The sequence below is a fragment of the Burkholderia gladioli genome (assembly GCF_000959725.1).
Lineage (GTDB): Bacteria > Pseudomonadota > Gammaproteobacteria > Burkholderiales > Burkholderiaceae > Burkholderia > Burkholderia gladioli.
Genome location: NZ_CP009323.1, coordinates 4,617,738 through 4,641,824 on the forward strand (window position 1 = coordinate 4,617,738; position 24,087 = coordinate 4,641,824).

At 58.4% G+C, this 24,087-nt stretch carries 18 protein-coding genes; 6 read left to right on the plus strand and 12 right to left on the minus strand.

Going from position 1 to position 24,087, the window contains the following annotated elements:
- Positions 1-27: 27 nt before the first annotated feature.
- The 5 genes from BM43_RS37155 to BM43_RS37175 form a co-directional block, all read right to left on the minus strand.
- Complete coding sequence (locus BM43_RS37155) at positions 28-2,010, minus strand: beta-galactosidase (RefSeq protein WP_036050464.1); 1,983 nt, start codon at positions 2,008-2,010, stop codon at positions 28-30.
- A 61-nt stretch (positions 2,011-2,071) separates the two neighbouring features.
- Positions 2,072-2,923, minus strand: a complete 852-nt coding sequence (locus BM43_RS37160) for a carbohydrate ABC transporter permease (protein WP_036050461.1) — start codon at positions 2,921-2,923, stop codon at positions 2,072-2,074.
- A gap of 14 nt (positions 2,924-2,937) precedes the next feature.
- On the minus strand, positions 2,938-3,813 hold the full coding sequence (locus BM43_RS37165; protein WP_036050457.1) for a carbohydrate ABC transporter permease: 876 nt from the start codon (positions 3,811-3,813) through the stop codon (positions 2,938-2,940).
- Positions 3,814-3,907: 94 nt separating this feature from the next.
- Entirely contained in the window at positions 3,908-5,140 is a 1,233-nt protein-coding gene (locus tag BM43_RS37170; protein ID WP_036050454.1) for an ABC transporter substrate-binding protein, read from the minus strand.
- Between the two features lie 27 nt (positions 5,141-5,167).
- The gene (locus BM43_RS37175; protein ID WP_036050451.1) at positions 5,168-6,301 is read right to left on the minus strand and encodes an ABC transporter ATP-binding protein; all 1,134 of its coding nucleotides are present in this window, start codon (positions 6,299-6,301) and stop codon (positions 5,168-5,170) included.
- A gap of 262 nt (positions 6,302-6,563) precedes the next feature.
- Here BM43_RS37175 and BM43_RS39860 point away from each other — a divergent pair, with 262 nt between their 5' ends.
- A complete protein-coding gene (locus BM43_RS39860) occupies positions 6,564-7,592 on the plus strand; it encodes a LacI family DNA-binding transcriptional regulator (protein ID WP_036053190.1) in 1,029 nt (342 codons plus the stop codon).
- Positions 7,593-8,261: 669 nt separating this feature from the next.
- On the opposite strand, the gene BM43_RS37180 is transcribed toward BM43_RS39860, so the two are convergent.
- On the minus strand, positions 8,262-8,693 hold the full coding sequence (locus tag BM43_RS37180) for an Lrp/AsnC family transcriptional regulator (protein ID WP_036050448.1): 432 nt from the start codon (positions 8,691-8,693) through the stop codon (positions 8,262-8,264).
- Between the two features lie 217 nt (positions 8,694-8,910).
- Here BM43_RS37180 and BM43_RS37185 point away from each other — a divergent pair, with 217 nt between their 5' ends.
- The 3 genes from BM43_RS37185 (at position 8,911) to BM43_RS42050 (ending at position 11,422) form a co-directional block, all read left to right on the plus strand.
- Positions 8,911-9,972, plus strand: coding sequence for an ornithine cyclodeaminase (locus BM43_RS37185; protein WP_036050445.1), 1,062 nt, complete (start codon positions 8,911-8,913; stop codon positions 9,970-9,972).
- 41 nt (positions 9,973-10,013) lie between these two features.
- Positions 10,014-10,955 (plus strand): citrulline utilization hydrolase CtlX, encoded by a 942-nt coding sequence (gene ctlX / locus BM43_RS37190; protein WP_036050442.1) that lies wholly within the window; start codon positions 10,014-10,016, stop codon positions 10,953-10,955.
- 233 nt (positions 10,956-11,188) lie between these two features.
- Positions 11,189-11,422 (plus strand): hypothetical protein, encoded by a 234-nt coding sequence (locus BM43_RS42050; protein WP_198399534.1) that lies wholly within the window; start codon positions 11,189-11,191, stop codon positions 11,420-11,422.
- Positions 11,423-11,733: 311 nt separating this feature from the next.
- Here the strand turns inward: BM43_RS42050 and BM43_RS37200 are convergent, their stop codons facing one another.
- From BM43_RS37200 to BM43_RS39865, 4 genes are all read right to left on the minus strand, one after another.
- On the minus strand, positions 11,734-13,251 hold the full coding sequence (locus tag BM43_RS37200) for an efflux transporter outer membrane subunit (RefSeq protein WP_042284788.1): 1,518 nt from the start codon (positions 13,249-13,251) through the stop codon (positions 11,734-11,736).
- A 1-nt stretch (position 13,252) separates the two neighbouring features.
- Positions 13,253-16,471 (minus strand): efflux RND transporter permease subunit, encoded by a 3,219-nt coding sequence (locus BM43_RS37205; RefSeq protein WP_036050439.1) that lies wholly within the window; start codon positions 16,469-16,471, stop codon positions 13,253-13,255.
- Positions 16,472-16,489: 18 nt separating this feature from the next.
- Positions 16,490-17,719, minus strand: a complete 1,230-nt coding sequence (locus BM43_RS37210) for an efflux RND transporter periplasmic adaptor subunit (protein WP_042284790.1) — start codon at positions 17,717-17,719, stop codon at positions 16,490-16,492.
- Positions 17,720-17,902: 183 nt separating this feature from the next.
- Entirely contained in the window at positions 17,903-18,877 is a 975-nt protein-coding gene (locus BM43_RS39865; RefSeq protein ID WP_227742942.1) for a MipA/OmpV family protein, read from the minus strand.
- 161 nt (positions 18,878-19,038) lie between these two features.
- Between BM43_RS39865 and BM43_RS37215 the strand changes: the two genes are divergently transcribed.
- Together BM43_RS37215 and BM43_RS37220 are read left to right on the plus strand one after the other, a co-directional pair.
- A complete protein-coding gene (locus tag BM43_RS37215) occupies positions 19,039-19,752 on the plus strand; it encodes a response regulator (RefSeq protein ID WP_036050436.1) in 714 nt (237 codons plus the stop codon).
- A gap of 44 nt (positions 19,753-19,796) precedes the next feature.
- Positions 19,797-21,122, plus strand: a complete 1,326-nt coding sequence (locus BM43_RS37220; protein ID WP_158380932.1) for a sensor histidine kinase — start codon at positions 19,797-19,799, stop codon at positions 21,120-21,122.
- A gap of 143 nt (positions 21,123-21,265) precedes the next feature.
- Here the strand turns inward: BM43_RS37220 and BM43_RS37225 are convergent, their stop codons facing one another.
- Together BM43_RS37225 and BM43_RS42630 are read right to left on the minus strand one after the other, a co-directional pair.
- On the minus strand, positions 21,266-21,721 hold the full coding sequence (locus tag BM43_RS37225) for a thioesterase family protein (RefSeq protein WP_036050431.1): 456 nt from the start codon (positions 21,719-21,721) through the stop codon (positions 21,266-21,268).
- A gap of 349 nt (positions 21,722-22,070) precedes the next feature.
- Positions 22,071-23,624 (minus strand): methyl-accepting chemotaxis protein, encoded by a 1,554-nt coding sequence (locus tag BM43_RS42630; RefSeq protein WP_036050429.1) that lies wholly within the window; start codon positions 23,622-23,624, stop codon positions 22,071-22,073.
- Between the last annotated feature and the right edge of the window lie 463 nt (positions 23,625-24,087).

Below are 24,087 nucleotides of genomic sequence, written 5' to 3' on the forward strand. Positions count from 1 at the left end.
ACCAGACTTACGCAAATCATCTGTCGACTAATGAACTTCCAAAATCTCAACGCCCATCGGTTCAAGAACAAATGATGGCGCCACGCGCTGGCCAGTAAGCACACTGTCGGCGCCGTCCATACGGAGGTGAATCGTAGTTGCTTCCTTTGTCAGATTAAGTATGAACATGAGGCGTCTACCCTCGCCCGATCGCACGGATATCTCAACGCCCGCTGGCAGGTTCTCCACTACGTCAAGCCCGACGGCCCTCGCGATGCCGAGAATCAACGCCCTATTCCCCGCGTCGTCAAGGATTGTTCCGACGTAGTACGCCGTGCCCTGACCAAACGAATTCCGTGTGATCGCCGCGCGTCCGGCAAAAAAGTCCGTCGAGTAAGCGGCGACCGTTTGTGCCGACGTAGGAACAAGAACGTCGCACCACTGCGAGCATGTCACCTCAACTGCATCGTTCAGCATGAGCGACTGGACGTCATGGCCGACGGGATCATATTCCTCCACGACCACGCCGGTCACGTTGCTAAGCGCGCCGGGCAATTCTGACGCGAGGCAGACGTTTTTCATGTTCTTCACACCTGAGCGCGTCGTCAGGATGACCGTCCCCCCCGCCCTAACGTAACGAGTTAGCCTGTCTACAACCTGTGGATTCTCGAGAAACAGAAATGGCGCAACCACAAGGCGGTACTTGCTGAAGTCGGAAGTCCAGTTAATGACATCAGTGCCGATACCAAGGCGGACAAATGCCCGGTGGATCTGTTTGAAGTTGGCAAGGTACTCGAATCCGTCCGATTGCGGTTGAATCGTCAGTGCGTTCAACTGTTCATGGGAAAACAGCATGGCGACATCATTTACAACAGCAGTGCCGTCGAGAATCGGGGACAATCGACGCACTTCTTCGCTGAACTGGAGGAACTCATCAAATCGACGTCCCGGCTTGCCGTGGTGGTCGTGAAGGCCGTGCCAGAACTGTTCGGCGCCGATTCTCGCTGTCCTCCAACGAAATTGCACCACAGCGTCCGCGCCACGGGAGACGCTCTGCCACGCATACGCGCGGACCATACCCGGAAACGGCATCCGCGACATCGGATGCCAGCAACCAGGAGTGCCACTCAACTGTTCCATCACCCAGAAGTTTTGCTGTTTTATTCCGCGAGTAAGGTCATGTGTCAAGGCACCGTGGTAGATCCGGGATTTGCCGTCATTCACGAGATCAGTGCTGGGATAGTAGTCCACCGACGCAAAGTCCATGCTCTCGAACAGATCATAATAGTCGTTGACGACCGGATAGCCCCACAGGTTATGCGTAATAAAGTGGCCCGGACAATTCGTGCGGATAATACGCGCCTGAAAACGATTGAAATCTGCAACCGAATCCGAACAGAAGCGGCGATAGTCCAGCAGGTACGAAGGATTGAGATACGGTGATCCACCGAGGGGCGTGGTTACTTGCGACCATTCGGTATATTCGCCACTCCAGACTACCGTCCCCCATTCGTGGTTAAGCGTCTTCAGATCACCGTATTTGTTTTGTAGCCAAAGCCGGAAGCCATTGATAGCCCCATCACTATGGCTGTCATTGCCAATCATTTCGTTATCAGTTTGCCAACCGATCACATGCGGATTCTTCGCATAATGTACAGTCATCCTCTCGACCACGATCTCCGTGTAGCGGCGCAAGGAAGGACTGTTGTAGCAACGATGCAAACGCACGCCGGGATAGACCGGCTGGCGCTTGTTATCAAGCGGAAGCACATCGGGAAATCTGGCCACCAGCCAGTTCGGTGGTGTAGCCGTAGGCGTGCCGATCACGATCTGAATGCCTTTTCTGCCAAGTGTAGCGATAGCATCGTCGAGCCATGCAAAATCGAACTGGCCCTCCGACGGTTCCAGTCGTGACCAGGCGAACTCCGCCAGTCGCACTATTGTGATCCCTGCGGCTTGCATGCGAGCGGCATCTTCCTCCCACATTTCGCGGTCCCAGTGCTCGGGATAATAATCAACTCCAACCTTCATAAACGTTTTCCGAAAATAGGGATATGTGCCGACTGCCTCGCAGAACGGCGTAAAGGACCGCTCAACCTTTGGTCGCACCGAACGTCAGACCGGCGACGAAATGCCGTTGCATAGTGAAAAACAGTGACACGGAAGGCAAGGCTGCGAGCAGTGAGCCTGCGGACACGAGGTTCCATGAAGTGGTCCACTGCCCCTTGAGCGCCGCAACACCAACAGTGAGCGGAGCAGCATCGTCACCCTGGGTCAGACAGAGTGCCCAGAAGTAGTCGTTCCAGACGAACGTAAAGACCAGAACTGCAAGTGCTGCAAGTGCGGGACGAATCAGCGGAAGCACGATCCTGTAAAACAGTTGCCATTCGTTCGCGCCTTCCACGCGACCCGCTTCGATGAGTTCATATGGCAACTCTTTAATAAAATTGCGCAGAAACAGCGTACAAAAGCCGGTCTGAAACGACAGGTGAAAGAGGATCAGACCACCAACGGTGTTGAACAAACCCAGCTGCAACGTCAAATCACGAACGGGAATCATCAAAATCTGGATGGGCACGAAATTCCCCGCGACGAACGCGGCGAGCACGGCTGCGTTGCTCTTAAACTGATAGGTGGAGAGTGCGAAACCGGCCATCGCAGACAGAACGATCGCGCCAAGAACCGACGGAAAGGTGATCAGGCAACTATTCCATGCGTAGTGCAACATGGGCGAGTCCACAAGCACGGTCCGATAGTTGTGCCAAGCCGCAAAATCATGCGGCCAACCCCAATAGTTTCCTTGCATGAGTTCGTCCGATGACCGTACGGAGGTCACGAGGACTGCAAGCAGGGGCAATAACCAGATAAGTAGTGAAACGGGCAGCGAGATCTTGTACAGGACACGATTCGCGGCCTTCCAGCGAGCAACGGGTAGCGGATACACAGTAGCCTCGCAGATTAACGGTCAGCGCGCAGTAACCTGCGCAGTTGATAGGCAATGAATACGAGCATGATCAGGAACAATACAACCGCAATCGAGGCCGAATAACCAAAGCGAAAATACTTGATCGCCTGGTCGTACATGAAGTACGCGAGTACCGTTGAACTGTCGAACGGGCCGCCGGCTGTCATCACGGAGATCAAATCGAAGCTGCGCAACGCGCCAATTACGGTCAATGTGACGGCCATAAACGTGGCGGGTCGCAGTTGCGGCAGAACGACGTGCCACAGCAAGGACAATCCCTGCGCGCCTTCCAGGCGACCCGCTTCAATCACTTCCGGATTGATGCTCGTGAGATTGGTCAGAAACAGGATCATGCAGAACGGCACCTGCACCCAGAGCGCAGCGACAATGATGCCAAACGTGGCCTCATGCTCGCTACCGAGTATGGGGATGCCGTGACCCACAATCAGTTTTAGCAAACCGAAAGCCGGATCATAGAACCAGCTAAAGACGAGGCCGATAACCACGCCCGACACGACGAACGGAGTGAAGAATAGCGACTTGACGATCCGCATCCCGCGAACACTCTGATTTAGATACAAGGCGAGGAGAAGTCCAATCGGCGGCGCGAGGAGAAGCAGAACGAGCCAGATCACGTTGTTCTTTAGCGCGGTGTAAAACGTATCGGAATGCAGTAGTTCACGGTAATTGTCGAGCCCGACGAAAGTGCTCGGTCCGACGCCGTCCCAGGCGTAAAAACTCAAGACAAGACTGCGAATGATCGGGTAGATCACATAGATCAGGAACATCAAACACGCAGGCGTCAAAAAAAGAGCGGCTGCGCGGCGGCGGCGCTGTGCGAGCGGAGACGCAACGATAGATGAGGACATGGTACGGCTCGGTAAGGCGCGCAGGTCGCGCTTGTGGATTCCGAAGGCTTGACCCGACGTGAGCTTGTGTCAGGGCAAGCGACCACGGACCGTGTTATTGCTTGTAGATGCGTGCGCGTGTCGCTTCGAGGTGCGCCAGCACCTCACTAAGCGTAGACGGATCATTTACAAAACGCTGCATTCCTTTCATCCCCTCGTCCGCCATCTCCTTGTTCATATCGCGGTCGTAAAACTGGGCAATGCCACCCTTCGTGTTGGAAAGGATCTCAAAGCCTTTCTTTGCAAACGGGTCGTCTGGAACGGCAGCCTGATTGTTTGCGGGAAGTGACCCAAACGCTTTGGCAAGCGCCCCATCGATTTCGGGCTTCGCCATGAATGCAAGGAAGCGTCGCGCGTCGGCCTTGTTCTTCGCTCGAGCCGGAATATTCAGGCAGTCGGCGGAGCCGTCTTCTGCAATGGGTTGCTTCGGGTCGATGACAGGAAACTGGAAATAACCCATTTTCGACTTGACTGCGCTGGGCAAACCGGCGGAGATAAACGTGCCCATCAACATCATCGCGGCCTGCCCTTGTATCAGTAAAGGTTGCGCAGAATCGAGAGTATAGGACAGTGCGTTATCAACGAAGTATCTGTTGTCAATGAGGCTTTTCCACGCAGCATAGACCTTCTTGACGCGATCGTCGGTGTAGGGAATCTTGCCGTCCATAAGCTGCATGTGGAACGCGTAGCCATTCAGACGCAGGTCGATATAGTCGAACCACGCTGCGAGCGTCCACGAATCACGACCTCCGACTGCAATGGGCGTGAAACCTGCTGCCTTCAGTTTCTTGCAGTCGTCGAGAAACTCGTCCCATGTTTTCGGATCGCTCTTGATACCCGCTTTCTCGAACAGATCCTTTCTATAGAACAGTCCCCACGAGAAGTAGTCAGTCGGTAACGCATACTGCTTGCCCGCAAAAGACGACGGATCCTCCAAGGACGCAAAGCTGGTATTCCAGCCGTTCCTTTGCCAGTCTGCTGAGACGTCCTCCAGCAATCCCCGCTGCGCGTAATAGCGCATCCGCTCGCCTTCATGCCACTTGATGATATCGGGTGCCTGTGAGATCAACCAGCCGGGCAGCTGGACCTTATATGCCTCCTCCTCGATAAACGACGCTCTCACCTTGATATCCGGATTCGCCTTCTCGAACTGTGCGATCGTGGCGTCCCAGAAGGCACGCTGATTGGCGCCCTTGAACGCGAGATTGATGGTCAACTCGCCGGCCTGAACCTGTACCGCCATGGTCAACGCCGCGAAAAGCAGGGAAAAAAGCAACCTTTTCTTCATTGTCGTCTCCTGAAATTACGCGTCCGCTCAAACGGCGAATCCGTCTTCTGTAAATAAATGACTGGATGCCGGATCGAATGCTAATTTGATCAGTTCGCCCGGCCTGACTGACGCATCCCCCTGCACCTTGGCAAGGATGCTGGTCCCATCCTGTTCACTGCAATGCACAAAGGTTTGCTCACCCAGTCGCTCAACAAGCGTTACACAGCGCGTGACAGCTGACCGCGGCCTCGCATCATGGTGTTGTCCATCTATCCCATTGACGGAAATATGCTCAGGACGCACACCAAGCGTCACCTGCTCCCCAGCGGCTACGCTTCTCCGGACGCCGGTTATGAGAATTTGTTCCCCGGAGCCGTTCAACGTAATGATGACGTCTGAATCCGTCGCGTGCCGGACGGTGGCCGGCAAGAAATTCATCTGCGGCGTACCGATAAAGCCTGCGACAAAACGGCTGTTCGGGCGTAAATAGAGGTCCATGGGTGCGCCGACCTGCGCAATGCTGCTCGAATCGGAGGCGTCACGGCTCACGTTGAGCAACACGATTTTGTCGGCCAACGTCATCGCTTCCACCTGATCGTGGGTCACGTAGACCGTGCTCGATGCACTGAAGCGTCGATGAATGCGCGCGATTTCCACACGCGTCTGGCCGCGCAGCGTCGCATCAAGATTGGAGAGAGGCTCATCGAAGAGAAAAACCCCTGGCTCGCGGACGATAGCCCGTCCGATCGCAACGCGCTGTCGCTGGCCGCCGGACAGCGCCGCCGGTTTGCGATCCAGCAGCGGCTCTAACTGAAGAATCCGCGCAGCTTCCGCAACCTTGCGAAGGCGCTCCTTCGCAGGCAGTCCGCCTAGCTTGAGCCCAAAGCTCATGTTTTCCGCGACGGTCATGTGTGGAAACAGCGCGTAGCTCTGGAACACCATTGCAACGCCGCGCTTTGCCGGAGGTACCTCGTTGACAATATGACCACCAATGGAAATTTCACCATGACTAGGATCTTCCAGCCCCGCAATGATGCGAAGCAAGGTGGATTTTCCGCAGCCCGATGGGCCAAGGAACACACAGAATTCGTCGTGCTCGATCTCAAGATTGACGTCGCGCAGCACGGGCGCACTACCGACAAATTGCTTTGAGATGCGTCGCAAGGATATGGCTGCCACCAACGTCTCCAGTTTTGGTTTAACGTTAAATCAGCGCACCGAAAAAAAACGGCGTGAGGCCGCGTAGGTGACTCCGACAACGTGTATATGTCCTGCAAGTTAGCAGTGCTCGGACAACTTGGCAAGCCTTTTTGATCAAGGGTCTTCCCGGAATTCCTCCCGCTATGTTGATAACATATAGGCTAGGTGATAATGACTGACGCAGTGCAAGCGGTTCCTCATGGGCACCTAGGGATAATGAATGGGTAAGCGGGAAAGCCTGATGGCTACGATCAAGGAAGTCGCTGAGCTCGCTGGCGTCACGCCGACGACGGTGTCTAATGTGCTCCGCGAGCGAGGCCGTGTCGGAGAGGCCACCCGCGAGAGAGTGTTGAAGGCGGTCGCCGCCAAAGGGTATCGGCCTAACCTGAATGCGCGCGCCCTCGTCGAGCGTCGCGCGCCGACACTCGCGCTGATGGTCGGCTGCATCACCAATCCGTTTTACCCAGAATTCACCTTGCAGGCTAATAATGCTGCACGTCGACATGGGCGATTCTTGCTGGTATGCAATACAGATTATGAGCCGGACGGCGGCACCAGCTTTCTGGCCGACGTTGCGGGATCTCTGTCCGATGGCATTTTGGTGGCAAATAACGGCGAGCTCCGCATCGAAGAACTCAAGGTCATTCAGGCATCTGGAACACCAGTGGTGATATCGGTCTGGGAGCACCCCGATGTGTATCCCGGCATCCCGTGTGTGGTCTTCGATTCACCCAAGGCGGGTTTCGTCGCTGCAGAGCATTTGATCGACCTTGGACATCGAAGGATCGGTGCACTCGTTGCGAGCAAGAAAAATGGAATTCACGGCGGTCGCTATCAGGGATTCCGGGAAGCGCTAAGGGCGAGGAAGGTCAAGCACGTCCTCGCCGATGCGCATTTCGGCAAAGACTCGTATCAAGGTGGTTACGACGCAGCTATCGAGCTGCTCACACGCCGCCCCGACCTCACGGCGCTATTCGTTTCAAACGATCTGCCCGCACTAGGTGCCCTGAACGCCGCTGCTTCGCTAGGGTTGAATGTGCCCGAGGATCTTTCCATTGTTGGCATAACTGATATCGAGTTGGCGAGCCAATCACGGCCAGCTCTAACTACGGTCGCGATACCCACTGCGGAGATGGCCGAGCAGAGCATTGAACTCCTTATCAAACTGGCATCGAACGCGCACGACGTGCCTCACATGGTTCGAACTGCTGAACCCGTGCTGATACAGCGTGCGTCGACGACTTATGTGAAGCAAGGAACAAACACTTAGAACCAATTTTGTGAAGAGCCGGAAGGCCGTCGGCTGCCTTCAACTTGACTTGTTTTGCAGATACTGACGGTAGGCGTTTCAATTCTGTGACGCGACGCTGATCCGTCTTCGCCGCAACTGCGACGCCCGCTTTTCTGCCCAGTGAGCGCCCACCTCGCTTTATTGAGTCACTAAGTTCGCTACGCTTCGAGATCGGCTCTCCGGAGTCGCGCCGTCTTTCGCAGATCGAACCAGCGCGGTCGCCACACCGCTTCCGCGCGAAAAAACCCTTGGTAAATGCGAGTCTTTCCGGCCATATGGCCACGACTGCCTAAGGCCAGAGCTACCAGTAACGCAGCCTATGTCCGTGGAGCGCACTGGAACGGGAGACATTAAGGAAGCTACTGGAAGCGCACCTGCTCCGCCGGTCCCGAAGCGTGAACGAAGCTATGCCAAACAGCTTCCTATCCTCCCACCTACGCTCGCAGCACTGCGCACAGCCAGTCGCGTGTAAGACTATGTTACCCATCGCGCAGTCTCAGCGAGCAGCTCATGCCCGGAACAGGACTATTCATCCGACAGCGGCAGTCGTGTTCTGGCTATTTACAGGTGTCGCGTTTCTGACGCTCGCAAGCTAGCAACAGCCCGGCCCACAACCCGATGCGTCGACCACGGTTGGCCCGAACTCCCTTACGCCTTATGCGTCGACAGCAGAATGCTGGTTTCAGTGTTCGCAATGCCATCTATCAGGCGGATCGCCCCGAGCACCCGATCGAAATTCTCCAGCGAATCGGCGTGGAGTTCTGCGATCAAGTCCCAACGCCCATTGGTGCTGTGGATAGTAGCCACGCTCGGATGCCCACGCAGGACCTTGATCACTTCAGCGGCACGGTTGCCGTGCACGGCAATTGACATTAGCGCACGTATCCGATGCTTTTCTGCCACCTGCTTGAGTCGCACCGTGTAACCCACGATCACACCATTCTGTTCCAGCCGGGTCAGCCGGTTTTGCACGGTGGCGCGAGCGACTCTTAATTGCTTCGCCAGCGTAACGACTGACGCACGCGCGTCATCACGCAATAGCGCGATGAGTTGACGATCGACGTCGTCAAGATTGATCACGTAAATACCTCGAATGCATTGAGCGGAGGTTGACGATACGGCTCCAGCACCCGTCTGGACAGCGGGAACCGAACCAAATGCTATCCACAGTTACCAGAATGCCAGAAACACCAGCAATTTTGTCAGCTTTGCCATCTTTCTGTTGGCTTCGCGGTTGGAAATAATGTCTCTATCGGGCGGCATATCGAAGCCGCAAGACTTCACCGGAGACAAAACCATGACCCGCTTCCTCGACGTTCCCGCCACAAGCCGCCTCATTGCGACCGTCGGCGTGCCGCGCTTTATCAACGAACTGGTCGGCACTTTGCGCGCCGACTTTCTTCGATGGGCGGAATTCGACAAATCACCGCGTGTCGCGTGCCATTCGCGCGACGGCGTGATCGAACTGATGCCTGTAGCCGATGCGAAGCTGTTCGCCTTCAAGTACGTCAACGGTCATCCCGTCAACGCGCAACGCGGCATTCACACGGTTATGGCCTTCGGCGCACTCGCCAATGTCGATACTGGTTACCCTTTGCTGCTTGCCGAACTCACGCTAACTACCGCGTTGCGTACGGCTGCGACCTCGGTGCTCGCCGCCCAGGCGCTTGCACGTCCTGACTCAAGAACATTGGCGCTGATCGGCAACGGCGCGCAAAGCGAATTCCAGGCAATCGCCTTTCACACGCAACTCGGCATCGACGAAATCCGCGTGTTCGATGTCGATGCGCACGCAACGGACAAGCTGCTTCACAATCTGCGTGCATGGCCTGCCCTTCGGGTCATGCGTGCAGCATCCATTGCCGAGGCCGTACGCGGCGCCGACATCGTGACGACGGTAACCGCCGACAAGACCTACGCGACGATCGTTACCCCTGACATGATCGAACCCGGCATGCATCTGAACGCAGTGGGCGGCGATTGCCCCGGCAAGACCGAGTTGCATGCCGACGTGCTGCGCATGGGCCGCGTGTTCGTCGAGTACGAGCCGCAAACGCGCATCGAAGGCGATATCCAGCAGATGCCCGTCGATTTTCCCGTCGTCGAATTCTGGCGCTTGCTCAAAGGGGAAGTCGCAGGCCGGGAAAGCGCATCGCAAGTCACCATCTTCGATTCCGTCGGCTTTGCGCTCGAGGATTACGCCGCCCTGCGCTATCTCCATGCCCTCGCCGTTCAATATGGCGCCGGAACGGATATCTCGCTGATCCCCCCTGCCGCTGATCCGAAGAACCTCTTTGCACTGATAGGTGCGTCAAACGAGTCTGCTTTGGAGTTCGCAGCGATCGAACTGGCGCATTGACTCACAACGTTTCATCGATCAACCGCATCCTGCTTTCATCTATGAACCGCTTGTCGATACAGGCCCCGTCGGCCGTCGTGATGGTACGGCCTCACCGCTTCACACCGAACCCCGAGACCGCGGGGGACAACGCCTTTCAACGCCCGCCCACGAGCCATGATGATACCGATGCGCAAGCTCTGGCCGAGACCGCGCGCAACGAAGTAACGGCGGCCGCGCAACTCCTGTCAGACGCGGGCGTGCGCGTGCATGTATTCGATGACCCCGGAGACAAGGGCACGCCCGACTCTGTCTTTCCCAACAACTGGTTCTCGACGCATCCGGGCGGCCATGTCGCGCTATATCCGATGTACTGCCATAACCGCAGACGTGAGCGACGCACTGATGTGATCGACATGCTCAAGACCGAGTATCGGGTGCAGGATGTCGTCGATTATTCGGGCCTTGAACACGATGGCATCTTTCTCGAAGGTACGGGCTCGATGGTGCTCGATCACGTGGCGCGCATCGCGTACACGGCCCGCTCGCGACGCGCCGATCCCATCGCACTCGAACGCTTCTGCACGCATTTCAACTTCGAACCAATGTGTTTCGATACCGCCGACGCCAACGGTGATCCCATCTATCACTCCAACGTAATGATGAGCGTCGCGACGGACTTCGCGCTCGTTGGCTTCGATCTGATCAGCGACGCCGGCCGCCGCGAGCAGATTCTTCGGCGCCTGGTAGAAACCGGCCGCACGGTCATCCCACTCGATACCGCGCAGATTGCCAATTTCGCTGGCAATGCGCTGGAGCTCACGGGGTGCGACGCTCGGGTGCTGGCACTCTCGCGGCGCGCACTCGATAGCCTCACACAGCGGCAGCGCAGGCTGATCGAGCGCTCCGCGCAGCTGCTACCGCTCGACGTGCCGACTATCGAACTGGCAGGCGGCTCGGTGCGTTGCATGCTCGCCGGTATTCATCTCGCGCGTCGCACCTGAATCATCAACGCCATTAATACACTGAGTTAGGAATCAGACTTTTACTTGTCGTTTTTGGCTCCGGATAAAGACGGGGAACGCCGTGCTCCCCACGCGGCATCCCCCGTCAACGCTACACTGTCCGGAGAAGACCATGAGTACCGTCCGCCCTGCCGCATCGCCCGTCGCAGACGATGCCGCTCCCAACGAGATGACGAAGATCGCCGTGCCAGCGTGATCGGCACGACGGTCGAATGGTACGACCTATTTGTGTTCGCGACGACATCCGCGCTCGTGTTGAACAAGGTGTTCTTTCCGGGTTTCGTCCCGCTCATCGGCATCTGCTCGCGTTTGGCACGTTCGCGTCCGCGTATCTTGCGCGCATCGTCGGCGTTGCGTTGTTCGGTCACTTCGGCGACCGGCTCGGCTGTAAATCGATGCTGCTGGTTTCGCTCCTGTTGATGGGCTGTGCGACCTTCTGCATCTGACCGCTGCCCAACTATGCGGCAATCGGTATCTGGGCGCCTGTTCTGCTGCTGACGCTGCGCACCATCCAGGGACTGGCGCTCGGCGGCGAATGGGGGGCGCCATGCTGATGGCTGTCGAACATCCGCTCGCGGCCAAGCGCGGACCGTACGGCTCGTGGGTGCAGATCGACGTGGCCGCCGGCACACTGATGGCCAACCTCGCCTTTCTCTTCACAGCACCGGGCTTGCCGCCGAGTCGCTGCTGTCGTGGGGATGGAGCGTTCCGTTTCCCGCCAGTGCATTGCTGGCGGGCGTCGGCCTGTACTTCCGCCTCAACACGTCTGAAACGCCGACGTTCCGCAAGGCACCACGGGATCAGTGGCATCGGCCTCGCGCAGCTGATCGCCGCTATGCTCGATCCAGCCGCCGCCGAGCGCCTGGTACAACGTCACCAGGTTCTGCAGACGCTCCATGCGCGCAGTAATCAACGACTGCTGCGCCGAATACAAAGCGGTCTGCGCGGTCAGCACCGCCAGGTAACTGTCGACCCCGTTCGTATAGCGCAGATCCGACAGATCCAGCCGGCGCTGTTCCGCAAACGCGTTGCGCTCGAGGGACTGGATCTGCTGATCGTATGTGCCGCGCGCGGCTAGCGCGTCTGCTACCTCGCGGAAGGCCGTCTGGATCGCCTTTTCGTACGTGGCGATCTGGACGTTCTTCTGGATATTCGAGAGATCGAGGTTGGCCATGTTCTGACCGCCCTCGAAAATTGGCAGCGTGATCGACGGCGCGAAACTCCACGCTGCCGAACCCGGCTTGAACAAGCCGCCGAGCGTCGGGCTCAGCGTGCCAAAGCTGCCCGTGAGCGAAACCTTCGGGAAGAAGGCCGCGCGCGCGGCGCCGATATTCGCGTTGGCCGCAAGCAGATTCTCTTCGGCCTCCATGATATCGGGACGACGCGTCAGCAGATCGGACGGCAGACCCACCGGAATATCCGTGAGCAGATTCTGGTCGTTCAAAGTGAGGCCCGGCGCGAGGCCGGCAGGCAACGGCTCGCCGACCAGCAGCACCAGCGCGTTTTCCGCCTGTGCCCGCAGACGCGCCTGCGCTTGCAGGTTCGCCTCTGCCTGCTCGACCACGGTCTGCGCCTGGCGAACGTCGAGTTCGGAGCCGGTGCCGTTGTCGAACTGCAGCTTCGTGATGCGAAACGACTCCTGCGCGGTCTTCAGCGTACCTTGCGTGACCTTCAGCAGATCGTCGAGTTCGAGCACCGTCAGGTACTGATTCGCCACCTGCGAGACCAACGCGATTTCAGCCGCCTTGCGCGCTTGAGCCGTGGCCAGGTACTGAGCCAACGCCTGGTCCTTCAGGCTTTGAACCCGCCCGAAGAAGTCGATTTCCCACGATGCGTTCAGGCCGACCGAATACGAATTCGAAATCGTATTGCCGAACACCGACAGATCTTTCGGCGTCCGCTGTTTGCCTTGCGATGCCGCGGCGTCGAGCGTCGGGAACAGCCCTGCGCGAACGATACGGAACTGCGCCTGCGACGCCTGCATGTTCAGCACCGTCACGCGCAGATCGCGGTTGTTCTTCAGCGCGATGTCGATCAACTGCTGCATGCGCGGATCGATAAAGAAATCGCGCCAGCCGATGTCGGCCGCCGCCAGGCCGTTCGCGCTGCGCGCGCCGGCCCCGCCAGGCTGCGTCGCGCCCGGCTGCATGGCGTACACGCCGCCGGTCGGGAACGTGCTCGTCACCGGCGCGGCGGGGCGTTCGTACTTCGGCGCCATCGTGCACCCCGCGGCGAACAGCGCGACCGCCACTGCAATCAGAGAGTGTTTTTGCATCTCAATGTCCGTCCTTGCCCGAGCCTTCATCCGTCGACCCGGCCGAAGCGCCGCCCTGGCCGTCATGCGGATGGTGCTGGTTGTAGTGTGCGAGCGCCTCATCCGGGTCTTCCTTCTCACCGCCGAATTTCGCGCGGATCACGACGAAGAACATCGGGATCATAAAAATCGCGAGGAAGGTGGCCGTCAACATGCCGCCGATCACGCCCGTACCGATTGCGTGCTGGCTGGCCGAGCCGGCGCCGTTACTGATCGCGAGCGGCATCACGCCGAGAATGAACGCGAGCGAGGTCATCAGAATCGGACGCAACCGCAGACGCGCTGCTTCCAGCGCGGCCTCGACCGGGCCCATTCCTTCACTCTGTTGCAACTCGCGCGCGAATTCGACGATCAGAATCGCGTTCTTCGCCGACAAGCCCACCGTGGTCAGGAGACCGACCTGGAAGAACACGTCGTTCTCGAGCCCGCGCAGCGTAGCGGCCAGCAATGCGCCGATCACGCCGAGCGGCACCACCATGATCACCGAGAACGGGATCGACCAGCTTTCATACAACGCCGCGAGACACAGGAACACGACGAGGATCGAGATGCCGTACAGGATGGGCGCCTGCGAACCGGACTGGCGTTCCTGCAACGACAGGCCCGTCCATTCGTAGCCGACACCCGCCGGCAACTTCGCCACGAGTGCTTCCATCGCCGTCATTGCCTGACCGGTCGACTTGCCCGGCGCCGCCGCGCCCTGGATTTCTACTGCGGAAATACCGTTGTAACGCTCGAGCTTCGGCGAACCATAGGTCCACTGGCCGCTTGCGAACGACGAGAACGGCACCATGCCGCCTGCCGTGTTACGCACGTACCAGGTGTTCAGGTCTTCCGGCGTCATACGGAACGGTGCATCGCCCTGCAGGTACACCTTCTTGATACGGCCGTCGGTATCGAGGAAGTTGTTCACGTACTGCGACGCCCACGCGATCGAGAACGTCTGGTCGATTGCGGACAGCGATACGCCGAGTGCCGAGGCCTTTTCGTGGTCGATGTTCACCTTGAACTGCGGCGTATCGTTCAGGCCGTTCGGGCGCACCTGCGCCAGCGTCGGATCCTGCGCGGCCATGCCGAGCAGCATGTTGCGCGCTTGCATCAGCCTTTCGTGGCCGACACCCGCGCGGTCCTGCAGCTCGAAGCCCAAGCCCCCGGCCGTGCCGAGCTCGGGGATGGACGGCGGGTTCACCGGTATGACCATCGCGTCATTGAAGTTCATGTAGCGCCCATACAAGCGCTCTCCTATGGCCTGCACACCCTGCTCTGCGCCTCGCCTTCGGGAGTAATCCTTCAGGCGCACAAAGATCATCCCCGAATTCTGGGAACTACCGGCGAAACTGAAGCCGTTAACCGTGAAGACCGATTCGACAATCGCTTTCTCATTATCAAGCAGGTAATCGGAAATGTTAGAGAGCACTCTTGCGGTCCTCTGCTGGGTCGACCCGGACGGGGTCTGGACTAGCACGAAGAAGCTGCCTTGATCCTCTTCCGGCAGAAACGATTTGGGCAGCCGCACGAACAGCAGGCCGACCGCGAAGATCACCACCATGTAGATGATGAGCCAGCGGCCCGAGCGCTTGATCACGTGGTGCACGCCCGAGTGATACTTGTCGCGGCTCTTGTTGAAGTTCCGGTTGAACCAGCCGAAGAAACCCTTCTTCTCTTCGTGATGACCTTGCGGAATCGGCTTGAGAATCGTCGCGCACAAAGCCGGCGTCAGAACCAACGCGACCAGCACCGACAGCACCATGGCCGCCACGATGGTCAGCGAGAATTGCCGGTAAATAGCGCCGACCGAACCGCCCGAGAACGCCACCGGCACGAACACCGCCGACAGCACGAGCGCCACGCCGACGAGCGCGCCGGTAATCTGGTCCATCGCCTTGCGCGTGGCTTCGCGAGGGGATAGGCCCTCCTCCGCCATCACCCGCTCGACGTTTTCCACCACCACGATCGCGTCGTCCACCAGCAGGCCGATTGCCAGCACGAGCCCGAACATGGACAACGTGTTGATCGAAAAGCCCACTATGCTCATGACCGCGAACGTGCCCAACAGCACCACCGGCACGGCGATCGTCGGGATCAGCGTGGCCCGCAGGTTCTGCAGGAACAGATACATCACGAGGAACACGAGCACGATGCCCTCGAGCAGCGTCTTGACCACTTCCTCGATAGACAGACGCACGAACGGCGTGGTGTCGTACGGATACTTCACGACGAGGCCGTGCGGGAAGTACTTCGACAGCTCGTCGATCTTCTGACGCACCTGATTTGCTGTCTCAAGGGCGTTTGCGCCGCTCGTGAGCTGTATACCCACGCCTGCCGTGGGGCGGCCGTTGTACATGGTTTCCAGATTGTACGTTTCGCCGCCCAGCTCCACACGTGCAACGTCCCTGACGCGCACCTGCGAACCGTCCTTGCTTACCTTCAGTAAAATGTTGCCGAACTCCTGCGGCGTACGCAGCAGGGTCGCCTCTGTGACGGTGGCTTGTAACATCTGCCCGGAAACTGCTGGCGTTCCGCCAAGCTGCCCCCCCGCCACTTGCACGTTCTGCTCTTCAAGAGCGGTCGTGACGTCGACGGGTGTCAGTGCAAAGCTCATGAGCTTCTCTGGATTCAGCCAGATCCGCATGGCGTACTGGGCCCCGAACAAGGTAGTCGTTCCGACTCCATCTATGCGGCTGATTGGGTCCTGGACATGCGATGCGACGTAATTGGTGAGATCGATGTTCGCCATGCTGCCGTCTTCGGACACGAACGCCATGACCAGCAGGAAGCTGCTGCTCGACTTCGTGACCTTGGTGCCCAGTTGCTGCACGGCTTGCGGCAGGAGCGGCGTGGCGAGCTGCAGCTTGTTCTGCACCTGCACCTGGGCGATGTCGGGATTGGTGCCGGCCGCGAACGTCAGCGTGATGGTTGCGGTACCCGAGTCGTCCGACGTGGACGACAGGTACAGCAAGTGGTCGAGACCACTCATCTGCTGCTCGATCACCTGCGTGACGGTGTTTTCCACCGTCTTCGCCGAAGCGCCCGGATACGTTGCGCTGATCTGCACGGCCGGCGGCGCGATGGTCGGGTATTGCGCGATCGGCAACGTAAACACCGACGCGATACCCGCGAGCATCAAGATGATGGCGATCACCCATGCAAAAATCGGGCGATCAATGAAGAACTTTGCCATGTGGCGGGCTCCCTGTTATTACGCGCCCGATGCAGCGGAGGCAGGTTGAGCCGTCTGGGCGCTGCCGCTGGCGGCTGGCGCCCCTTGAGCGGCTGCGCCGGAGGCGGGCGTAGCGGGAAGTTGCGCGGCAACGGTCTTGACCTGCATGCCGGGTTTCGCCTTGTCGGTGCCCTGCACGATCACGCGGTCGCCGGCCTTCAGGCCGCTCTCGACCACCCAGTTCGAACCGTACGTGCCCGAGGTGACGAGCTGACGCAATACGACCTTGTTGTCGTCGCCGACGACGAGCGCGGTCGGCTGACCCTTCTGGTCGTGCGTGATGCCCACTTGCGGCACGACGAGCGCGTTCTCGTTCACGCCTTCCTCGATCTTCGCGCGCACGAACATGCCCGGCAGCAGCACCTTGTCCTTGTTCTGGAAGATCGCGCGGACCGTGACCGAACCGGTGCTCTGGTCGACCGTCACGTCGGTGAACTGCAGCTTGCCCTTTTCGGAATACGTACGGCCGTCTTCGAGAATGAGCGAAACCTTCGCGGCGTCTGGGCCGTTCGTCTTGAGACGCCCTTCCTGCATCTGGCGACGCAACTTCAGACCTTCGAGGCTCGACTGCGTCAGGTCGACGTAGACCGGATCGAGTTGCTGTACGGTGGCGAGCAGGGTCGCGGCGCTCGCCTGCACATAAGCGCCCGGCGTGACTTGCGACACGCCGATCTGGCCCGTCACGGGCGAGGTCACGTCGGTATAGCCCAGGTTGATCTGCGCCGTCTCGACCGCGGCCTTGCCCGCGGCGACGTCGGCGGCGGCCTGGCCTTCCGAGGCGACCGCGTTGTCGTAGTCCTGCTTGCTGACCGCATTGGCGGCAACCAGCACCTTGAAGCGGCTTGCCTGCGCCGCGGTGGACGCGAGGTTGGCCTGCGCCTTGGCGAGCGTCGCCTTCGCGTTGTTCAGCGTGGCGATGTACGGCGCCGGATCGATCTTGTACAGGCGCTGGCCAGCCTTGACCTGGCCGCCTTCGGTGAATTCGCGGCGCAGCACGATGCCGTCCACCCGCGCGCGCACTTGCGCGATAAGGAAAGCACTGGTACGGCCCGGCAATTCAGTGACGACAGGTACGGTAGTCGGCCGGACTGTGACGACGCCTACTTCGGGCGTCTGTTGCGGCGGGACAGATTGTCTTGGTCCGCACGCTGTAAGCAGAAGGGCTGCGATGGTAACACACGACAGGTCAAACAGTCTCCTGCCTAACATAGGATTCCTGTAATTTATGGATTTTTAAAAAAAGAAGGCTGTGCCTGCATCGCCATTAAACGACGGGCCTCCTGCTGCAGCAGCAGCGCAAAAGAAGATATAAAGGTAGCTGTGGCGACGGCTGTGCCAATGGTCGAACATCGGATGGTTTGATCGCCGCACACCTGCTTCGGGCGGGCTCACTCACCTGAACTGATAGACGTAGCCGAGCGTCGCACCGGTAACGAACCGCCGACCTACCAGCGGGCTATCAGTAATGCCTCCACCCAGATGCGCAACGCTGATGTCGACACCTACCGACTGGTGCTCTGTGAGCTGATACGCCACGCGTGTGCCGATCGAAACCTTCGAAGCACTGGAACCTTTATACGCCGGGCGTCCAGGCCGCATTTCCGAAGGCGTTACACCATAGTAGTAGTCGACGTAATCGCCACTTAGCCATTCGACGGTCATATGCGGCACCACCGTCCACCTGGCCGCCTGAATTTCTTTTCTGAAGTCGAGACTGGCCTGTCGTCCCTTGTTTCCGCCGAAGAGATAGCTGCTTGAGAGCGTCCCGAGCGCGCTATCCCATGCAAGCGTAGGTCCGTACCAGAATGCGACCGAATCGCGATTTTGCATGCCGTTAAGGACAGGCGCGTCCGATTGTTTGTACCCTTCGAGAATTCCCACCCGTCCACGCAGTGCGATAGAGACGCTATCCCACTGGCCTACCTTCAGGTCGACCGTCGTGCCAACAACGTTCACCCATTTGTCGTCGAAATAGATTAGCGGAATCGGTGCGACATTGGCGCCATAGTGTTTGTATGGCATTGTCTGCACTTCCGCACCCGCACCGAGACCCCAATGCGTGACGTTCGTCGCGTTGCTCAGCAGCGTGAAGCCGGACGGGTCGCTGCCCGCACCATCGTCCGCCGACGCTACGCTGGAGATGAAGAATGAAGTGATAGCCAGAAATGGCCACCATGTTGACCTCGCCTTTCGTCGCGCTGCCGCTGCGCCAACCTGTTCGCGCGCCAGATGCGCTGCCCGGTCTTCCTTCGCTGCGGCATCGGAAAAACTCGCACGCAATGCATTGGCGAACCTGGATGCCGTCATCGCATGGCGCAATGGCAGTGACCTGCCGTTAGGACCCGTCTGTTCTGGTTGAAACGCCATTCGAAACCTCCGTTGAGGAGTTTCAAGGCTAAACAGGAAGTTCAACCGGATGATGTGCGTCGGATTTCGGCCCGGATACAATGTGTCAGGGTTGACACATTCGAGCCGGCGTTCGACATCTTGGGAACGCGGTCGCTGGTTACTATTCGGGAATGGATGCGATGCCGAACATACTCGTAGTTGATGACGAAGAGGACATCAGATCTTTATTGAGCGCGTTTTTTCACAGACACGGCTATACGGTCAGTGTTGCGACCGACGGAGACAACCTTTTTGAAGTGCTCGATACACAGTTGATAGACGTCGTGGTCCTTGACGTCATGCTGCCTGGAGAAGATGGTCTCAGCCTGTGCCGCCGACTGCGCTCCGTGTCGAAGGTGCCTGTCATCATGCTTACCGCGGTTACGGACCACGTCGACCGCGTCGTGGGACTGGAGATAGGTGCCGACGATTACCTCGTCAAGCCATTTGATGCACGAGAACTACTTGCACGCGTCAGGGCGCTCCTGCGTAGAAGCGGGTACCTTGACATGACGAAGACGGGGACGCAAACCAGGCCATTCCTCTCATTTGCGGGATGGCGGCTGGATATTGCCCGACGTGAACTGCGTTCGCCGGAGAACACCCTTACGATCCTGTCCAGCAGCGAATTCGATTTGCTTCTTGCGTTTGCGGAAAACCCGCAACGGGTCCTGAGCCGAGACCAGTTGCTTGATATTGCGCGAGGTTCGTCTCACGACGTCTACGATAGAAGCATCGATGTACAGGTTGGCCGACTGCGCAGAAAGCTCGATATCGACGACAAGGAACCATCTGTCATCCGTACGGTGCGCGGCGGCGGCTATATGTTCACGCCGATGGTGCGACGGGGATGATCCCGATGCCCCTACCGCGCGACACAATCGGCTGGCGAATCGCTATGACGGTCGGCGCCGCCATTGTCGGTGTGCTGGTGGTTAGCGCCCTGTTTAACCGGTACGCGGGGGTTTGGGTCCGGCCGGTGGCCGAGGAGTCTGTACTTCTCAGTAGAGCCAACGATCTTGTCAGAATGATCGAGATCGTTCCCCCGGAGTTTCGCGAGCCTCTGGCGAAAGCCGCACAGATTCCGGAAGTGAATGCCGAATGGTACGCGGCAAACACGTCGCTGGCGCGAAGCTTTGCCACATCAACAATGAACGAGAATGATGTGGAACTGTCCAGTTGGTTTGACAACGGCGGACAGCGGCGCCGCACACTACTGTTCGAATCGGACAGACCCGTACCCGGTCAAAAGTACGGCGTAGAGTCGCAGCCGCACGCCTATCTCCTTGCGCTCGAGCTTCGCGACCACAGTTGGGTCGCGTTCAATGCGACTCGCCGGGTATGGGGGTTATCAGAGCCTGCGCAGGTGGCCTTTGCCCTCATCTTCGTTGCGGTTTCAATTCTTGCCGCAGCTTTGCTTGCCACTCATTACCTCGCCAGACCGATCAGGCAATTTGCGGATGACCTTCGCGCATTCGGAGGCGATCCGCGAACCAGTCCCTTGCTTGAAGCAGGCCCCCATGAATTACGTGCGGCGATCGCGGCTTTCAACACCTTACAGGCGCAGCTCCGGAGGTTTGTCGAAGACCGCACAGCGATGCTGGCGGCAATGTCGCATGATCTCCGGACTCCACTCACGAAGATCCGGCTCCGCGGCGAGTTTATTGAAGACGAGGACCAGCGGACGCGCCTGTTTCGGGATGTCGACGATTTGCAGGCGATGGCCGATTCGGCGTTGTCTTTTTTCAGGGACGATTTTACGGCTGAAGAGCCAACCGCTTTCGACTTCGCAGGTCTTTTACATGCGATGGCCGATGACTACGCCGATCACGGCGAGCATGTGTCTTATGCGGGACCGGAGCGCCTGGTTTTCACTGGGCGCCCGTTTTCATTGAGACGCGCCTGTATGAACCTTGTAGACAATGCCTTGAAATACGGCGATTGCGCAGAGCTCGAACTCCACGGGGACGAAAGTCAGATCAGAATCACGATTTGTGACCGCGGCCCCGGGATCCCGGCTGGCACTTTCGAGCAGGTGTTTGCGCCCTTTTTTCGCCTCGAAAAATCCCGTAACCGCACGACAGGTGGAATGGGCTTGGGGCTTACGTCTGCGCGCGCTATTGTCCGCGCGCACGGCGGCGACATTAAGCTCGCCAACCGTCCAAGCGGTGGACTACAGGTGGGCATAACCCTCCCAATTGGCCTTCCAACCTACGGCCCTTAAGCTTCATGTACGGTGAACGAATATGTTGCGAGTCGTCCTGCCTCGGGCGCCCTTCCGGTTCGCTGCAAGTGCAGTCACACTGCCCGCACATGGCCCATCGCAACGACTCAAAGTCCGGATTTGCGGTGCGCCGAACCAGGCAATCAACTGGATCGCGTCGCTTTTACGCAGCTGGGCAATTCAACAAACTGTTCGGTTCTTTCCAATGCATTCATTGCGTCGAACAACTGAGAGGGCGGACATGTCAACCTGCGTTTTTCTAGATCGAGCCAACCCACTGACGACGTCACGCGAGCTACCATCTGGTCGCCGCGAAGAAACTCGTTGCGCAACAACATTCGGCTTCCATCGGCAGACAAGCCAGCGAGTGCGAGGTTCACTGAAACTCGTTCGAGGAGATAGATTTCGCGGAAATATTCAATCTCGTCTCTCATCACGACCGGGCCAATGCGTAGCTGCATGAGTGCCGACATTGAGAATCCCTGGCTCGTCAGATACAACATCCGCGCATCAACCGATTTGTCCAGATAGGCGGTGTTACGCATATGTGAGTTGAAATCCATATCGCCCCAGCTGGCGAAGGCTTCCGTTTCGAACATGTTGTAGCCTCCACATAAATGAGCGGTGCATTTGGATTCCGGCGCAATTTAGCATATCAGAATCGGCCGCAACAACGCACTCACGGATAAAGCTAGCCTAAACTGGGCCGTCTAATGCGGCGCGCCGAAACGGAATCGGAGTTTCAGGATTTTCTACCCGAGGGCATTAGCGCGACGATCCGCCAATTGAACTCACCAAGCCCGCCCTTGGCAGCAGGAGGACGTCTAGCGGCACGGTTTGCAATTCCGTGTGGTGCTGCCACGCAACGCGTCGTTGATCCGAAGTTGTCGAAAAGCCGGAGCGGTGAATATGTTTCGCCGACTTCCGTAGCGACATGATACGACTTGTTCACTCTGCCGCGAGATCGGCGTCAGGCAACCTGAACACTGCCACTGCGCTGTTCAAATTGCCAGCCTGTTCGTCGAGTGACTGCGCCGCTAGGGCGGCCGCCTGCACCAGCAATGCACTCTGCTGAGTCGCGTGGTCCATTTGAACAATGGCCTGATGCACCTGCTCGATTCCTAGACTCTGCTCGCCTGATGCCATGGCGATTTCGCCTACGAAGTCCGAAGCCCGCTTTATGACGTGCTTTACATTGCTCATTGTCGAACCGGCTTCAGAGGCCTGACGTACACCCTCATCGATCATTGCCACCGACGATTCAATAAGCGCCTTGATCTCCTTCGCCGCAGCGGAAGAGCGTTGCGCGAGCCCGCGCACTTCCGTCGCGACGACCGCGAAGCCGCGTCCCTGTTCCCCCGCGCGCGCCGCCTCGACGGCTGCGTTCAACGCGAGTATGTTGGTTTGAAATGCGATAGCCTCGATTACGCCCGTAATTTCCGAGATCTTGGCGGAACTGCTATTGATACGGTCAATAGTCCGAACCACGTTTTGTACAGCTTCATGGCCTTCGTCGGCAGTAAGTGTGGCGCGCGTCGCCAGTTCCTTGGCCTGCCGGGCGTTGTCGGCGTTCTGCTTCACTGTTTGCGTGAGTTGCGTCATACTGGCTGCAGTCTCCTCTAAAGAGGCAGCCTGTTCGATCGTGCGCGAAGACAGGTCGGTGTTGCCGACCGCGATCTGCCGCGACGCAGCTGTCACGGACTCTGCACTGGCCATGATCCGGCGCACGGGATGACGAAGCTGCTGGTCCATCTTGCATAGGGCGTCGAGCAAGGCACCGCTTTCATCTTCCCCATGCACCTCTATCTTGTTGCCGAGGTATCCGTTAGCGATCCGATTCGCGATGCCGAGCGCAGTATCGAGGGCTCCGGTTACCGAGCGGACTACATAGAAGCCAAACGCCAATGCCAGCATAGACACCAGCGCAATAACGGTAATGGAGACGGATAGGACTCGCGCGGCACTCGCGACGTTCTCCCGAATGGTCTGCCGAGCCTCGTCTCCCGCGCTGCGCTTCAGATCGGCCAGTATCGCAAAGATCTGACTGACATTGCCGCCCAGTTCCCGCCGGGTTACCTCAGCGGTACCCTTGCTATCACCAGCGTCAATTTTTTCCATCTGGTGTTTTAGACCGACTTGCATCCCGTACCATGCGTTCTGCAGCTTGGCGACGTTTGCCTTCTCGTTGACACTGCTGTTTGCCACAAGTGCCGCTAGAGACTTTTCAATGGCCGCGTAGCGTTCCTCGTTCTCCTGCTTCAGGGCTACCGTAGTAGCTGGGTCACCAGCGGCGACCATCCGCTGAATGTTGATGTAGGAGCGCGTCAATAGCCCGTCGATCTCAGCCAGCGTCGACGCGTTCGCGAAGTCGCGTTGATACAATGACGTTGTTCGATCATTGGCTTCTTCGAGGCGCTGAAGGAGGAATGTGGAGAGCCCAATCATGCAAATCACGAGCAGGACAATACTCGACAGAAGTCTGTTTCGAACGGTCAGTCTCACGGAGCCCTCGAGAAATTATCCAGTTTGCCTTGAAGTGCAAACAATGCCGCGCCTGCGAGTTGCCTTAAACGGTCAAACTGAGCCGACCTTGATCGGCGAACCGCAATAACCATCGGTCACTGGTCGCCATCGCGCATCTTGGAACATTGATAGAGAAATCGCCCGACCGGCAAGCGCCTTAGCGCGGCTGACACTGTCGGCGCGCTGTTCGGACTGGGGCGAACCCGCCCTGGGTTTCCGTGCATTGTCGAATTCCGGCGAAGCGGTCGGAATGCTGCTGGAAGAAATGGGCAACGAAGCCGCCGCTGGCTGTCGCGTGTCCGGGATCCACTGTTGTCTCATACCGGTCGCATGCCGAGACCCGACGTTACAAAGCACATAAAGTCTGGCTACACTCCAATAAAGCCGACGGTACGCAGACATGGACCGGCATGCAGTTTTTGTCATGTCCGTCGAACTATAC